The 14,606-nt window shown below is 56.5% G+C and carries 13 protein-coding genes; 5 read left to right on the top strand and 8 right to left on the bottom strand.

All coding sequences use genetic code 11. From position 1 onward, the window contains the following. Positions 1–44: 44 nt before the first annotated feature. Together ACN0RL_RS17020 and ACN0RL_RS17015 are read right to left on the bottom strand one after the other, a co-directional pair. Positions 45–2,201, bottom strand: coding sequence for a tRNA(Met) cytidine acetyltransferase TmcA (locus ACN0RL_RS17020; RefSeq protein ID WP_417518987.1), 2,157 nt, complete (start codon positions 2,199–2,201; stop codon positions 45–47). After that, entirely contained in the window at positions 2,201–2,578 is a 378-nt protein-coding gene (locus ACN0RL_RS17015) for a DUF2237 family protein (protein ID WP_417518985.1), read from the bottom strand. The genes ACN0RL_RS17020 and ACN0RL_RS17015 overlap by 1 nt, the downstream gene beginning before the upstream one ends. Before the next feature lie 181 nt (positions 2,579–2,759). On the opposite strand from ACN0RL_RS17015, the gene ACN0RL_RS17010 reads away from it, so the two are divergent. The 3 genes from ACN0RL_RS17010 (at position 2,760) to ACN0RL_RS17000 (ending at position 7,058) form a co-directional block, all read left to right on the top strand. After that, positions 2,760–5,099 carry an ATP-dependent helicase gene (locus tag ACN0RL_RS17010; RefSeq protein WP_417518983.1) on the top strand — a complete coding sequence of 780 codons (2,340 nt, stop codon included), beginning with the start codon at positions 2,760–2,762 and terminating at the stop codon, positions 5,097–5,099. 172 nt (positions 5,100–5,271) lie between these two features. Continuing rightward, the gene (locus tag ACN0RL_RS17005; protein WP_417518982.1) at positions 5,272–6,480 is read left to right on the top strand and encodes an OmpA family protein; all 1,209 of its coding nucleotides are present in this window, start codon (positions 5,272–5,274) and stop codon (positions 6,478–6,480) included. Positions 6,481–6,566: 86 nt separating this feature from the next. Next, the gene (locus ACN0RL_RS17000; protein ID WP_417518980.1) at positions 6,567–7,058 is read left to right on the top strand and encodes a DUF4124 domain-containing protein; all 492 of its coding nucleotides are present in this window, start codon (positions 6,567–6,569) and stop codon (positions 7,056–7,058) included. Here the strand turns inward: ACN0RL_RS17000 and ACN0RL_RS16995 are convergent. Both ACN0RL_RS16995 and ACN0RL_RS16990 read right to left on the bottom strand, forming a co-directional pair. After that, positions 7,015–8,151, bottom strand: coding sequence for a methyltransferase (locus ACN0RL_RS16995; protein WP_417518978.1), 1,137 nt, complete (start codon positions 8,149–8,151; stop codon positions 7,015–7,017). The genes ACN0RL_RS17000 and ACN0RL_RS16995 overlap by 44 nt on opposite strands. 116 nt (positions 8,152–8,267) lie before the next feature. Beyond that, a complete protein-coding gene (locus ACN0RL_RS16990) occupies positions 8,268–9,539 on the bottom strand; it encodes a D-amino acid dehydrogenase (RefSeq protein ID WP_417518976.1) in 1,272 nt (423 codons plus the stop codon). Positions 9,540–9,710: 171 nt separating this feature from the next. On the opposite strand from ACN0RL_RS16990, the gene ACN0RL_RS16985 reads away from it, so the two are divergent. Both ACN0RL_RS16985 and ACN0RL_RS16980 read left to right on the top strand, forming a co-directional pair. Then, positions 9,711–10,520 carry a TatD family hydrolase gene (locus tag ACN0RL_RS16985; protein WP_417518974.1) on the top strand — a complete coding sequence of 270 codons (810 nt, stop codon included), beginning with the start codon at positions 9,711–9,713 and terminating at the stop codon, positions 10,518–10,520. After that, a complete protein-coding gene (locus tag ACN0RL_RS16980) occupies positions 10,517–11,725 on the top strand; it encodes an HD-GYP domain-containing protein (protein WP_417518972.1) in 1,209 nt (402 codons plus the stop codon). The genes ACN0RL_RS16985 and ACN0RL_RS16980 overlap by 4 nt, the downstream gene beginning before the upstream one ends. Before the next feature lie 55 nt (positions 11,726–11,780). Here ACN0RL_RS16980 and ACN0RL_RS16975 read toward each other — a convergent pair whose 3' ends face one another. From ACN0RL_RS16975 to ACN0RL_RS16960, 4 genes are read right to left on the bottom strand one after another with little or no spacing between them, the layout of a single operon-like run. Then, entirely contained in the window at positions 11,781–12,692 is a 912-nt protein-coding gene (locus tag ACN0RL_RS16975; protein ID WP_417518970.1) for a lysine exporter LysO family protein, read from the bottom strand. Beyond that, positions 12,692–13,012 (bottom strand): DUF2288 domain-containing protein, encoded by a 321-nt coding sequence (locus ACN0RL_RS16970; protein WP_417518968.1) that lies wholly within the window; start codon positions 13,010–13,012, stop codon positions 12,692–12,694. The genes ACN0RL_RS16975 and ACN0RL_RS16970 overlap by 1 nt, the downstream gene beginning before the upstream one ends. A 40-nt stretch (positions 13,013–13,052) precedes the next feature. Beyond that, the gene (locus ACN0RL_RS16965; RefSeq protein WP_417518966.1) at positions 13,053–13,454 is read right to left on the bottom strand and encodes a response regulator; all 402 of its coding nucleotides are present in this window, start codon (positions 13,452–13,454) and stop codon (positions 13,053–13,055) included. Next, the gene (locus ACN0RL_RS16960; RefSeq protein ID WP_417518964.1) at positions 13,432–14,592 is read right to left on the bottom strand and encodes an HDOD domain-containing protein; all 1,161 of its coding nucleotides are present in this window, start codon (positions 14,590–14,592) and stop codon (positions 13,432–13,434) included. The genes ACN0RL_RS16965 and ACN0RL_RS16960 overlap by 23 nt, the downstream gene beginning before the upstream one ends. Between the last annotated feature and the right edge of the window lie 14 nt (positions 14,593–14,606).

Below are 14,606 nucleotides of genomic sequence, written 5' to 3'. Positions count from 1 at the left end.
GAGCCTATTCTGAGCAGGGGGCCGCCACAATTAAATCGAGCGGTTCACAACTCCGGCCCGTTCTGAAGAAGTTCACGGACCATTGCGCGCAAACGATTCTCGCCATCGCGCTGGCCGGAACACAGCCCTTCGCCCTGCAGCTCTGACCAACTCCAGCCCTGCAGTACGGCCCGACACCAGATACTCAGCTCTGCATGCTCGCGAAACCAGCCCATAACGCCCTGGGCCTGGCTCAGATCCCTCAGCACCGGCACCATCAGCCGGAAGCCTCTGTGGCCGTCGCTAAAGTTCTGAAGATCCCGCATATCCGCTGCATCTGGCCGGAATCCTGACGGCAGGCCAGCTGTCATGCCCACCAACAGCCCGGGTTCGAGGTCTCTCCAGTTCAGTGGCACCAGGGCGAGCCAGTGCCTTGCCAGCCGTATCTGTACTTGCCGAACCAGAGATAGCCCAGCAACACTATGGGGAAGAACCATCTGTACCGGATATTCTCCGCTAGAGGCCTCCTGTTGCAGCCCTATGCGCACCAACTCCAGTCCGCAAGAAACCCAGAACGCATAAAGATCCGAACTACCGCCGAAGCTGGTGCCTGTAAAGTCCAGCCCCTCCTGTTCTGCGCCGGCCGCCGCAGCAACAAGCAGACTGCGCCCGATACCTGAACGTCTCGCGTGCGCTGAAACCGCAACCCGGATAATCCGCAAACCGCACTGGCTGGCGGCCTCCGGAAAACCGCTGTGGCTGGCCAGTGACTGGGGCAAGAGATGCCCGCGAATCCGGCGCTTGCCGCTGGCTACCTGTTCTGCCAACTCACTGCTCAGCCCGCCCTCCACGGCGCCCCAAAGCACGCCAACCGTTTCACCATTTACAGAGGCGCGCCAGCTTCTCGCTGAAGGGTCGTCCATCCATTGCCGAAGGTCGGCCGGTGTTGTCCGGTAATGGGCGTTTACCAACAAACCAAATGCATCAGCAAGTTCCGCCTCCGCAGCCTGGCCAGGCTGCCAGGGCTCGATCACGACTTCGGAAGCCCCGGTTTTCGGCAACTCAACCGGGTCATGATCGGCGCCCAGCAGAAACAGATCGGATATCAGAGCCTCCAGCGGATCCCCTTCGGCCCAGCGCACAGGTTGCGTAAGGGTTTGTGCTTGCCACTGCGGCGTTGCCTGGTCGAGAATCTGACGGAATCGAATAGCAAACCCACGCCCGGCGCCCTCGTAGCCGTGGACTGTGGAAGCAAAAGCAACCCGGGGCCAGCCAAGAAGAACACGTTTCAGCAGGGAGACCGGAATGGCTGCCGCTTCGTCCACCAGAACCACTTCAGCCTCTGGCTTTTCCCGCAGCAGATCCCGGACCCGAAGAAATCGCAATTGTGCGCCAGACAACGTTTCAAGGCTGTCGTCACCAACCTGCAACACCTCAGCGCCCAGACTCTCCCGGGCATGCGCGAACAGGGCGTTTACATTTTCCCTTGCAGGCGCAGTGACAAGAATTTGTCGGCGCCCCTGTTGCAGTAGTTGCGCGGCGGCCATTCCCAGTGCTGCGGACTTACCCCGTCCGCGATCTGCCGTCACCACCAACGGCCGGCGACGACGCCCAAGCCCGAACGCTACCAGCGTACGAATCAACTGCTGCTGATCGGGTGTCGTAGCGACCCTGAAGTCAGTGGTTGGCGAAGGTAGTTCCGGGAGGGTCAGTGCCTTTGGCGAGCCCATACGCACCCGGATTACCGAAGAGTCTGCCGCCAAAGTGCCCGCCATGCGTTCAGCAAATGGATGGGGCTGCCCCTGATCCAGGCCGGTTCTCGCGTAATCCGGATCAGCAAAACAAATCCACTCATCCAAAGCAGGCATCAACCAGAACAACAACCCGCCAGCTGTCAGCGTGCCCGAAAGCGCCGCAAAAGCATCGGGCGGATTACCCCGCCATCCATCCCACACAATCAACGGTGTTTCGCGACCCAGCCACTGCCGAGCCTTCGCTGGCTCAATGCTGGCCAGGCGCTCATTCGGGGCATCACCAGCCTCTCCAACCCAGAGCCCGCCTTCCAATCCGATATCGGGAAGAAGTGCCTGCAGCCACTGCAAGGCACTATCACGCCGGCCTTCCAGTAACACCAGGCGACGCTCACCTCGGGCCGCAAGGCCAGATTGCAATGAGCGCCAGGCATCGACATCCGGCGTCGGCGTTAAGGTTCCAGAGCTCATTAACTGAGATCTACACCGTGGGCTTTCAGGTTTTCGAGGGCACAGTGTTCCAAGGCCGCCTGATGCGTGGCACGCAGCCGCACTCTGGGCGCACTGCCCGCTTCAAACGCTTCATGCCAACGAGCAGCACACAGGCACCAGTTGTCTCCGGCCTTCAAGCCCGGGAATCCGAAAGCCGGTACCGGCGTGCTCAGATCGTTCCCGCGAGCCTTGGAAAACTCCAAAAATTCGTCGGTGACAACCGCACAAACAGTATGGGAACCATGATCATCCGGCCCGGTATTGCAGCAACCATCACGATAAAAACCGGTTTCCGGATCCGTGCCACAAGTTTCCAGTTTCTCGCCTAGCACATTTATTGATTTTTCAGTTTGCATATTTAGACCCTACAACTGTCGAGATAAGAAGCGGAGCAGAAGCCCATCCAAAATCGTGCGGAGCCATGGATGGCGGAGCCGAGCGTACACGGACGTATTCACAGCGTATTTTGGATGGGCTTCTGCTCTGCTTCTTCCTCCCAACTAACATGATGGATTGGTTAAGTTAACTCAGCAGATTATGCGGTACAGGTACCCGCGCTGCCAGTTGGCCAGTACAATAGCACTTATGCCAACCAACACCCCCGAATCCGCCACTCTGGATCTGCCTGATTTCCTCACCGACGAGCAAAGGGCAATTATTACCGCCGGCTACGAGCATTCAGTGATCACCGCAGTAGCAGGCAGCGGCAAAACGTCGACGCTGGCCTGGCGCATTCGCTACCTGCTACAACGGGGCCATGACCCTGATCGCATGCTGGTGCTGATGTTCAACCGCAGTGCCCGGATGGATTTCGAGCGCAAGCTGCAGGAGATCTGTCACCAGAGCGGGCTCGCGCTTCCGGAGATACGTACCTATCACGCCATGGGGTTGCGACTGTACAAGCGATTTGTAAGGGAAGGCTACCTGCCCGGCTTCTCCGAGAAAATCCTGACTGAGCAGGAAATCAGTTTTCAGGCCTGGCTGTTAACCCGGCAACTGGCACCTGAAGATCTGGCGGATGAAATCCGGCGCAACACGAAAGATTTTGTAGAAACAGCAACAGGGTTTATCGATCTGGTGAAAACCACCCTGTCACCGGCCGAAATCGTATTTGAGGAGCTGGGCTATTCAGATAAACACCGCTACCTGATTGATCTGTTCCACAGCTTTGAGCAATGGCGTAAAAGGCAAAGCCGGATCAGCTTCGCGGACATGCTTTACGAACCTGTGATGGCAATCCACCAGAACCCTCCACTGCAGCGCCTTGTGGGCAACAAGATGGATCTGATTCTGGTGGATGAGTACCAGGACACCAACGAAATTCAACACCTGCTGCTGCGTTATGTTGCTGGCGATCGGGCCCGGGTAACCGTGGTCGGGGACCCTGACCAGACCATTTATGAATTCCGGGGCGCCAAGCCTGAGTTTATTCTCAAACGCTTCAGCGACGAGTTTGAAAGCCCGCTGGAACAAACACTGAGTTACACGTTCCGCTATGGTCACCGCGTGGCTTTGCTGGCCAACCATCTGATCTGCCACAACACCGGTCGCAAGGATGTACTTTGTCATTCGCATTCTTCCACTCCTGCCACGGAGATCACGCTGCATAGAGCGGAAAGCGATGCAGACGCCGTGTTGCAGATCCTTGGCCAGGAATCGAACGATGCTTTTCACAGCACGCTTGCAGATACAGCCATTCTGTTCCGGGTCTGGAGCCAGAGTGTACCAATCGAACTCAAGCTGTTGGCCCGGCAGATTCCCTATCGCATTGATGCTGGTAAAGGGGCCCTGTTCAGTCGTGAGGTTCAGGCCATCACGGCATTGCTGAAAGTGGTTTCCGGAACGCTGGGGAAACTGCCGGAGGAAGACAGGTTAGAACTGGCCCGACTGCTTCTGCGCTTTCCACATGTGGGTCTCAAAGAACCGGAGCTGGAACAGCTGGCGCGTTTTCTCGCCGGGTTTACCACCGATTGGCACGAGCGCTTGCTGGCACTGGATTTTGGTGCGCTGGCACCCATGGCGGCCCGAAAACTGCGCAAGCTGGGTGAAGTTCTGGAACAGTTGCAGGGCTATTCAGGCCCGGTAACGGGGCTGATAACCGTCTATGCAGAGCACACTGATCTCTATGAAGGCGCTCGAAGTCTGGCACTGACCCATGATGGGGCAGAAGAACGCATCGATACGATTCACGGGTTCCGCGAGTACCTGAAAGGCCTGGATGTTGATGCCGCAGGTGCACTGACCCACCTCAAAGCGCTGCAACAGCAAGCCAATGAAAAGCAGGCCGGCGGAGGCGTTCTGCTCTCCACCATTCATCGCACGAAGGGGCTGGAATGGCCAAGGGTGATCATTCCGGGGTTGCAGGAGAAGTATCTGCCCCATAGCCCGCGATCCCAGGATGACGCTCGTGCAACCCTGGAAAGCGAACGGCGGTTGTTATACGTCGCCATGACACGCACCCGGAAAACACTGCACCTGATCACCCGGCCGGCAAGCAAGCAGCCGCACATGGATGGCGATCAGGGCCCCAGTCGTTTTATAGAAGAATGCTGCTTTGAACTGGCAGATGAGTTCGGACGATGGCTGGATGAACGCTCAGCGGATAGCGGCCCTTCACTGAAACTTTGCGCACCGCTGACACCCGTCAGTTCACGCTACGCAGTACAGGAAGGCATCACCCTGGAAGGCGAGGCGCAGGTTCACGACAGCACCACATCACCCTTGTGGCACCAGCCGCGCCTCAATCACGCTATTTTCGGCGCAGGTTCAGTGGTCGCAGAAGATGAACGTTCTTTTGAAGTTCATTTCAACAGCGGTGAAAAAATGAACTTCAGCAAAAAAAGTGCTCACCTTTATTTCAGCATTCCATCCATATAAATCGAAGTAAAATTCGGCAAATACAGCAAACAACACGTATAATTCCCAATGTAACACCGTTAAACAATTCTTTATTTTTTGTAACGCCTTGGTTTATGTTGCGCTCATAGTGTACTTAGGCCACTTAAACGAATTAGCAGCTTTACAACGATAACCGAACAGGAGGTTCTGCATGAACATCATGCGTCCGATCGCGATGGCCGCCATCGCCAGTACTTTTGCGGCCCCAGCCCTAGCAGCTGAACGCCAGGAAACGGTTTATATAAACCCTTTCGCCGCTTATCAGCTTTTCGACGACGATCGTGACCTGAGCGAAACCGGCACGTTTGGTGTGGGCCTGGAATACCGGTTCAAGCCGAACTGGGCGATTGAGGCCATGTACTCCCGGGCCGATGCAGACCGTAAGTACGTCTCAGGATCTTCAGACTTTGAAGAAATCCGCGTAGACGGCACCTACTACTTCGCCTCTCAGGACAAAGCCTGGAACCCGTATGTTTCTGCGGGTGTCGGCCATGCTGATTTTGGTCTGGGTGATGTCATCAGCTATAACACGGCGGGTACCGACCATGATGAAACCCGCGTTAACGTAGGTACTGGTGTTCGCTACAACGTAAGCGACGCCATCTCCTTGCGCGGTGACCTGCGGGAATTCCACGGCATCGACGAAAGTACCTTTGACACCCAGGTTTCCCTGGGCATCAGCTTTGCATTCAACCGCACTGTTGGCACGGCAGCACCTATGGCTCCGGCAGACGCCGACAATGACGGTGTGCCCGATTCCCGTGATCAATGCCCTGGCACTCCGGCTGGAGCATCAGTAGACAGCACAGGCTGTGAGCCAGACGCTGACGGCGACGGCGTGGCCGATGCACGTGATGCTTGCCCGGACACTCCTCGTGGCGCCGAAGTTGACAGCCGCGGATGTGAACTCGACAGCGACAACGACGGCGTTGTCAACAGCCAGGATCTTTGCCCGAACACCGCCGCTGGTGCAGAAGTAGATGAAACCGGTTGTGAAGGTGTAGTTGAAACCATTGATACATTCACCATTCAGGTGAAGTTCCCGACTAACAGCTCCGTGATCGGCAACGCCTACGATTCGGAAATCCGTCGTGTTGCAGATGCTCTTAAGGACAACCCGGGTACCGTTGTAGAAATTGCCGGCCACGCCGACAATACAGGCAACGCAAACTACAACCTGAACCTGTCACAACGCCGCGCAGAAGCAGTAGCAGAGCGCCTGACCGGTGTTCTTGGCGTGGATCAGGAAAAAGTGAGCGCAAAAGGTTACGGTGAAAGTGAACCGGTTGCCTCTAACGATACAGCTGCAGGTCGTGCTGAGAACCGTCGGGTTGAAGCCCGCATTCAGGTTCTTCGCTAATACATGAGCTAGTATTATAGAAGCAAGTGAAGTCAGGAAAGGCGCCCGAGGGCGCCTTTCTTTTTGGTTGTTTCGGGGAGTAACCCATGCTCAGATCTTTGATCGGCCTGGTTTTTTCGCTCGCGTTTGCTGCGGCAGTTCAGGCTGATGTCTTCCGTTGCAGCGATGCAGAAGGAAACGCAGTTTTTTCCGACACACCCTGCGGCGAGAACGCTCAATCTATTCAGCTCAGAGATAACCGCATCGGCGGGCGCTTCGACCAGAACCTTCCAACCCCGGAAGCGGCAGCTCCAGAGCCACAAGAAAAAGCCGGAAAGCCAACCGAAGAAGAATCAGAACCCGAAACCTGCCGCTTCATCAACTCAACGGATCTGCGCCGATACCTTATCAGGGAACAAGTAGTCGAAGGGATGACCCGGGAGCATGTGCGCAGCGCATTCGGCAACCCACCGGAAACTTACGGCGGCCCGCAGGAGGTCTGGATTTATCAGACCCGATATTACGGCGCGCTTTACGAGCTGACCTACGTGTACTTCAAGGACGGCTGTGTCGAGCGGGTTGAGTACCGCAAACCCTGACCGCATCCAGCAAAAGATTTCTGGGTGTCAGTGACCGGGAGCAAAAATGGCCAAGCCGCACACTGTAGCCCTGCTCTTCAAGAAAAACCGCATAATCCAGAACCAGCCATAGCTCCAGAGGCCTGCGGAACAGGTGCCGGATAAGCTCATAGCGGCGAACTTCAGCGCAGCGTCGTACGCCAAAAGCGAGCCAGCGATCAAAATCGGTATCTTCCGGTAATCGAAGCTGCTTTTCCGCAGCCGCCCAGCGGCAGAACGCGGGAAACCCGTCCCGGATCAAGCGCGGTGAGTATGGCGGCACAGTGATATATTGATCCATACCCCGCAAGTGACGCTGCAATCCATCAAAGCCCAGGCGCCAGCGGTGAAGCTCAAGGCCCTGCTCCCTGACTCTGGCGGGCGCTGTTACAGTTTCACGCACTGCCAGACGCAAATCACCGCGATCAGGCAACAGCCTGTTGCCATATGCCACTGTGCGCTTTGAGAGGGTCTGATAACAACCTTCAGAGGTCTGATGATAACAGCATGGGGAAAGGCTTATGCGCGGCAGTGAGGCAGAAGCACCCTGCCTCAATAACTGCCTGTGGAGATCACCGCAAGCGTGAAGGGCCACACCATGGATGTCACCCGGTATGGAAAGGTTATGCGCCATCACGTCCTGACAACGAATCTGAACAGAGTCTCCGAAGTGCGCGGCAATCCGGTTGCCGTCGGCCACCAGTCTGGGGTTCCACTCGTAACCTGCAACGCTTTCACGGCTCTGGGCCGCAAGCGTTCGCGACAAATGCCCTTTGCCGCTGCACCAGTCCAGAATCGGTTTCTGTAGCGGCTTCAGCGCCGCCGCAAAAGCACCAGCCTGCTCCCGTTTTCGCCCTGGCATATCCGGTGCGCGGACTTCCGGAAGCGTCGCTGCCGAGACTTCCGCCAGAGCGGGTGAAAGTTCAGGCAGGTTTACCATTTGCCCGTATAGAGCCAGCTCCGGCACATATCGGGAAGCTTTTATAGCAAGCGCGCCAGGCGCATCGACCAGCTCAGTACACTCGGCATCGGTGAGCTCTCTGACCATACACTCAAGCCCGGGGTAATTTTGCACCCAGGCCGGCCTCAATTCTGCAAACGGAGATGGCCGCCAGATGTGCTGATGCTTCACCAACCAGTCATTAATCTGTTGCCACCGAGAGTAATGAGACCCGGCGAGCCCATAACCAGTCACTCCTGATAGCGCCCCGGGCGGAAGGCATCGAGGCAAACTGCAGGCTGTTCACCGTCAATCACCTGAGCAATCACATCCGCACTGCCCGCCGAAAAGGTCCAGCCAAAGGTGCCGTGGCCAGTGTTGAGGAACAGATTGCTGCGCGGCCCGCGCCCGATGATGGCAGGACCATCCGGCGTCATCGGGCGAAAGCCGGTCCAGGTTTCCGCTGCATTCAGGTCCGCACAACCCGGGTAACGGGATTCAACGGATTTCCGGATGGTGGCAATGCGCGCTTCAGGAATATCACGGTTAAAATCAGCCAACTCTACAAAGCCTGTGGAACGCAAACGATCACCCAGGCGCGTCGACACAACTTTGTAGTTGTCGTCATGTATCGTGGAGAAGGGCGCCTTTTCCGGATTTTTCAGTGGCACGGTAATGCTGTAGCCCTTCACCGGGTATATCGGCAGCTTCAGGCCCAGAGGCCGAACCAGCTCCGGAGACCAGCAACCCGCACTGATAACAAACGCATCGGCAGCAAGAGTTTCCTGCTGGCCGTTTTCGTTGCGCAGCAACACCGCATCGACGGTCTGGCTGTTGGCTTTCAGCCGTTCAACCTGAACGCTGTAACGAAACTCTACGCCTTTGTCCTCGCAAGCCTTGGCAATCTCTTTAGAGAACAGGTGGCAGTCGCCGGTGCCATCGGTGTCATAACTCAACGCACCATACAATGGACCGTTACGGGCCATACCTGGTTCTGCCTCGTAGACCTGCTCAGGGGTCAGCAGCCGGGAAGCAATGCCCATGTCGCCAAGCAGTCGCTGTGTGCCCCGGTAAACCTCCAGTTCGTCCGGCGTACTGGCCAGGTGCAGCAAGCCGCGGTGGCCACCATCGAACGCCAGATTCAGCTCCCCCTCGAGCTTCAGAAAGCGGTCGCGGCTATGGATTCCGAGGCGAAGCATAGCGCGCTTATTAAAACCGAACAGACCTGGTGACCAGGCATAGCGCAGGGTCGAAAACATGAACTGCACGGCATCCAGTGAGGGCGGCATTCGCAATTTCAGGGGACCGTCCTGTTTGAACAGCCAGGGCAACGCCTTGAACACCATGCTCGGGTCTGCCCAGGGGTAGACCACTCCGTATGAGCGCTGGGCCGCGTTGCCTTTGCTGGTCTCATTGCCGGCCATGCTGTGCCGTTCAAGCACCGTCACCTGATGACCACGACGGCTAAGTTCATAGGCTGTGGTTACACCCACAACACCACCACCAATTACGACAACGTGCATCTGCACCTCCATCCTGAATAAGACCCGAACCGTATTCGAGTACGACATCCATCAAGGAAACCCCTTACCGGCCAATGTAGGCCAACAAACGGAGAACTGATAAACTTACGGGCTTGAGACCCCAGAGTAGCAGTCAATCCGACTGCCTGTATCGGAGCCTAGCACCTGTCCATGAGTAAAAAACGTCGCGAGATTCCCGTATTCGATCACCCGATCATCGAGACTCATTGTCACCTCGACTACCTCAAGGAACGGTCGCTGGAGGAAACCCTGGCGCAAACGCAAAAAGTGAACATTGAACGCGTGATTACCATCGCTGTTGCACCGGGCAACCTCGCGCAGGTGCGTGAACTCAGCGTGAAAGCACCCTGGCTTTACGGAACTCAGGGTATCCACCCGCACGAGGCAGAAAGTTACAACGACGCCGTTGAAGAAGAGATCCGCGCTCACGCCCGGGACGAGAAAATCGTTGCGGTTGGCGAGATCGGGCTTGATTATTATTATGACAACGCAGACCGCGCTGTTCAGCGCGAGGTGTTCCGGCGCCAGCTTCAGATTGCCTGTGACAGCGACCGCCCTGTGGTTATCCATAGCCGCGACGCCGATGAAGATACCATCGCAATACTCCAGGAGTTTGAACAGACCCTCAGCCGTCGTGGCGTCATCCACAGCTTCACGTCGGGGCCCGGGCTTGCAAAATATGCACTGGATCAGGGCTGGAATCTCGGCTTTAATGGCATTACCACTTTTAACAAGGCAGAAAACGTGCGCGACATTGTTCGCATGGCGCCCATCGGCCAGATTCTCTTGGAAACTGATGCCCCGTTTCTCACACCCGTGCCCTATCGCGGCCGTGAGAATGCTCCATTCTATCTGCCTTTTGTCGCGGAAAAGATTGCCGAGGTGAAAGAACTGCCACTGGAGGACGTGATTGTGCAAACGTATAAAAACAGTCTGAGAACGTTCTTCCCCGTTCAATGATCAAGCGCATCCCGATATCCGCACTGAAGGTCGGCATGTATATCAGCGACCTCAACAATGACTGGATTCCCCACAACACCCAGCGCAGGCGGGGTGTAGTCAAGCGTGAAGAAACCATAGAAAAAATTCGCAAAATGGGTGTGCAGTTTGTCTATATCGATGCACAGAAGGGCGCAGATACTCAGGATTCCGAAACAGCCGACGAAGTAGAAAAGCGCAACGAGGCTGCGCTGCAAAACGCGGGTGAACAGAAACCCGGCATTGCACCAAAGGTCTCCCTTTCTGAGGAGATGGCAACGGCTCTCGGGATCCATTCGGAAGCACAGGAGCTGGTTGGTAGTTTCATGAACAGCGCCAAAATTGGCGCTTCCATCGATGTCGCCCCTATTCATAAACTTGCGGACGAGTTGCAAAGCTCGGTGACCAGAAACGCCAATGCGCTGGGCTGTCTGGGTCGCATCCGTGAAAAAGACAACTACCTGCTTGAACACTCGGTAAACCTGAGCGTTCTGATGACCCTGTTCGGGCAGTATCGAAAGCTGCCGGCCGACGTTATGCACCAGACCGTTGTGGGCGCCTTGCTCCACGACCTTGGAAAAATACTGACGCCCGATGAGGTGTTACACAAGCCCGGGCGCTTGTCGCCAGAAGAGTACGAAGTCATGAAACTTCATGCCCGGCATTCCCGCGATATTCTGTCTGCAACCGAAGGAATCGGCGAACTCACCGTGATCACCGCGGCCCAGCACCACGAACGCATGGATGGCACCGGCTATCCGGAGGGCCTCAAGGGCGACCAGATCTCTGTCTATGGGCGCATGGTAGCGATTACCGATGTTTACGATGCCATTACCGCCGACCGTGTCTATCATCGGGGCATGACGCCTACCCAGGGTCTCAAGAAGCTTCTGGAGTGGAGCGGTGATCATCTGGACCCCGCGCTGGTGAAACAATTCATCCGCTGTATCGGCTTGTACCCCGTAGGATCCCTGGTGCTGCTCGATAGCGGGCGGCTCGGTGTTGTGATTGAAATAAATGAGGAAGATCAGCGGTTGCCCGTTGTGCGGGTGATGTACCACACAAAATTCCGGATGCCGATTACCGTTACAACCATTGACCTCTCAAAAGCCGGTAGCCAGGACCGTATTCTGCGCGCCGTTGACCCCGATGAATACCGGATTGACGTGCGGAAATTTCTTTCTTGAGCCGGCCTAGTGTCCCGTCTGGCTCAGTAGATTAAGGAATTTGCCAGACGGGACACTAGCCCAGAGACAGGAAAACACCCATCAGAACCGGTGACAGAAAAGACAGCAGAAAGCCTGAGGCGATAGCAACCGGTACACAACTCAGCCCGCCGTTACTACGTATAACCGGGAGCGTGAAGTCCATGGAGGTAGCTCCACCATAACCAATTGCCATGGCGGGCCGGCTGCCAATGATCAGCGGGATGAGCCCCAGAGCGATAATCTCGCGCAATACATCATTCAGAAATGCCACGCCGCCCCAGGCCGGGCCAAGGGCTTCTCCGATCACGATTCCGGAAAGCGAGTACCAGCCGAATCCTGACGCCAGAGCAAGCACATCGTGCCACGGAAGCCCCAGTACAGGAATCAGCAGCACACCCGCCAGCAAAGAGCTGAGCACGAGCACAACCGCGATGCCTAACCCCTGAGTGTTCATCAGCAGCTTGCGCAGGGAAAGCCCCGCATTCCGCAGTTGCAGGCCAATCAGAAACAGCAGAAGCATCAGAGACCAGGTAGCCAGCTGTTCGGCCTGTGGCAGTTTCGGCAACAGGAAATAGCCCGACAACACACCGGCCAGCACTGCGAGCAGAGGCTTGAGGGCAGCCATGAACAGGCGCACGTAGCCAGCGCTCCCAGAGCCGGCATCTCTTGGCTCGGGAGACATGGGGCGCCAGCGATGCAGTAGCCACAGGCCCAGCATATTGGCAACAAACAGAACCGCCACAAGTGCCGACATCTGCCCCGCCATGGTTCCCAGCTGGCTCGCTAAACCCTCCATCTGACCCAGACCAAACCCCAGTAACGCCAGGATGAAATACACCAGCGCTTCAACGGCATAATGAATAAACGTCATAAGCCGGCGGTTATTCAGCGCCAGGGCAAAACCCAGAAACAACGGCGCAAGAATGAGCAAGGCGCCCGTCAGCATCAGTGCACCGACGCGTCAGAACGATCCTGAATCAGCACCCAGGGTGCTATAACCACGGCCCAGAGCTCCGCATTGCGTTCATACCAGGCACGGGCCAGGTCGGGTGAAACGTCCCCCACGTCGCCCGCAGCGAGCCACTGTTCAAAGAGGGCACGATTATCTGCTGTCAGTTCGGAGGCAACCTCCAGCAGGTCCAGATTGTTACTCACGCGCACTATCTGCCCACGGGCATAATAGGTTTGCAGTTCGTGCCAGCGTATGCGGGAGGTTTCCAGGTTAAGCCTGGCTTTGATTTCATCGTTATTGCGGGAAGATGACATGACAGCCTTTTCGGGTGATGACAGTAAAACCGGCGAAAGCTTAACCGATTGCACCGGCCTGATTCCAGATTTCCCTTATCTGGTCCGCCAACGTGAGCGGATCAAACGGCTTCGGAATAACACCAGCCGCACCCTGTGCCAGGTAACCCTGAACTTCATCGTTCTGAACCTTCGCGGTCATGAAAACCGCCGGTGTTTCGGCATAACCCGGCATGCACCGAATGGCTTGCAGGGTCGCAGGACCGTCCATCCCCGGCATCATGACATCCAGAAGGATGAGCTGGGGCTTACACTCACCAATCCGTTCCAACGCCTGTTGTCCTGATTCACAGGCCGTGAGTTCAAATCCGCCAATGGCCTCCAGAGCCAGTTCCGCAACCGCACGGATATCCGGCTCATCTTCAATCATCAGAATCCGTTCAAGACGGTTGTCTGGCGTCATCCTGGCCCTTCTCCTTGCTTTCGATACCCAGCCTTCGCAATAGTGTGCGGCACTCAGGGCTTTCGGCCTGCTCCGCTGCCAGCAACGCAGCCGCTCGCATCACCAGTTTTGATCGGCTTACGTTACTCCGGCTCAAAAAATACACAGCGCCAATCAGTTCCCGGAGATCCAGCGGCAAATGCCACTGCACCTTGATCTTGTTACCCAGCTTTTCGGCCCAATAGGTAATAGCGGAGTCAATCCGCTCAAGTTCCGGTGGCTCACCGCTCTGGTCACAGTGGTTTTGCAAAACCTTCAGCGCCGCCAGCTCCCCCGCTCTGCTCAACAGGCCTGCGGTATAGTATGGCGCAGGGTCATCGCCCACTTTTTTCGCCAGTGTGCGGGCTGCCTCAGCAATGCGTAGCGCCTGCTCCTGTTCAAGACGCGCGCGATCTGCCAGGCGCGGACAAGCGAGCTTGCCGGCTATATCCAGCGACAGCGCAAGCGCCTGGTTCAGCGCCATGGCTACGCCAATCGAGCTGATCGCCTCTCTTGGCGTTTTTATCGACGTGCCGGAGCGCCGGAACGAAGCGCTGTTCGCCACCTCCAGCATTTTGGCACTCAGTGCTGGCTCCTTTTTCCACTGCTCAGCGAGTATGCGCGCATCCAGCTCGTCGCGTTTTTCCATCAGGGCAAGGACTGCCGCAGTGTCAATCTGACCCGGCAACTGAATTGCAGAACTGCAGGCCGCCTCCATTTTTTCATCCAGACTGCTTGTTGCATTACCATGAACGACCGAAGTCGGCACCAGCTCCGCCAGCCTCTGGTGCAGCACATCTATCTGGAAAGGTTTACTGATGTACCCACTGATGCCAAGGTGCGCTGCGGCAAGAATGGACTTACGGTCAGCGCGACCACTGATCATAAGAACCGGAATGTCACGGCTGGTTAGCCTGACAGCACGAATCAAGTCCAGCCCGGAGCCGTCTGGCAGGTTCCAGTCGGCAATAACAAGGTCTGCAGGCTGCTGCTGCCAGCTACTGAGCGCTGTCTGCAAAAGAGTGAAAAGCTGAATTCTGGCACCAGGATAGGCACTCGCCACGACGGTTTCCAGCAGATCACCGATCAGTTCATCATCGTCGAGAATCAGCACATACATCTTGGTGCTCTCAA

It is taken from the genome of Marinobacter sp., from assembly GCF_048259445.1.
GTDB lineage: Bacteria > Pseudomonadota > Gammaproteobacteria > Pseudomonadales > Oleiphilaceae > Marinobacter.
This window is presented reverse-complemented; position numbering and strand designations above follow the sequence as displayed.

Coding starts and splice junctions, on each gene's coding strand:
- ACN0RL_RS16960 (WP_417518964.1), bottom strand. CDS start 14,592: ATGTATGTGCTGATTCTCGACGATGATGAACTGATCGGTGATCTGCTG.
- ACN0RL_RS17000 (WP_417518980.1), top strand. CDS start 6,567: ATGCTCAGATCTTTGATCGGCCTGGTTTTTTCGCTCGCGTTTGCTGCG.
- ACN0RL_RS17010 (WP_417518983.1), top strand. CDS start 2,760: ATGCGGTACAGGTACCCGCGCTGCCAGTTGGCCAGTACAATAGCACTT.
- ACN0RL_RS17005 (WP_417518982.1), top strand. CDS start 5,272: ATGAACATCATGCGTCCGATCGCGATGGCCGCCATCGCCAGTACTTTT.
- ACN0RL_RS17015 (WP_417518985.1), bottom strand. CDS start 2,578: ATGCAAACTGAAAAATCAATAAATGTGCTAGGCGAGAAACTGGAAACT.
- ACN0RL_RS16980 (WP_417518972.1), top strand. CDS start 10,517: ATGATCAAGCGCATCCCGATATCCGCACTGAAGGTCGGCATGTATATC.
- ACN0RL_RS16965 (WP_417518966.1), bottom strand. CDS start 13,454: ATGACGCCAGACAACCGTCTTGAACGGATTCTGATGATTGAAGATGAG.
- ACN0RL_RS16970 (WP_417518968.1), bottom strand. CDS start 13,012: ATGTCATCTTCCCGCAATAACGATGAAATCAAAGCCAGGCTTAACCTG.
- ACN0RL_RS17020 (WP_417518987.1), bottom strand. CDS start 2,201: ATGAGCTCTGGAACCTTAACGCCGACGCCGGATGTCGATGCCTGGCGC.
- ACN0RL_RS16975 (WP_417518970.1), bottom strand. CDS start 12,692: ATGCTGACGGGCGCCTTGCTCATTCTTGCGCCGTTGTTTCTGGGTTTT.
- ACN0RL_RS16990 (WP_417518976.1), bottom strand. CDS start 9,539: ATGCACGTTGTCGTAATTGGTGGTGGTGTTGTGGGTGTAACCACAGCC.
- ACN0RL_RS16985 (WP_417518974.1), top strand. CDS start 9,711: ATGAGTAAAAAACGTCGCGAGATTCCCGTATTCGATCACCCGATCATC.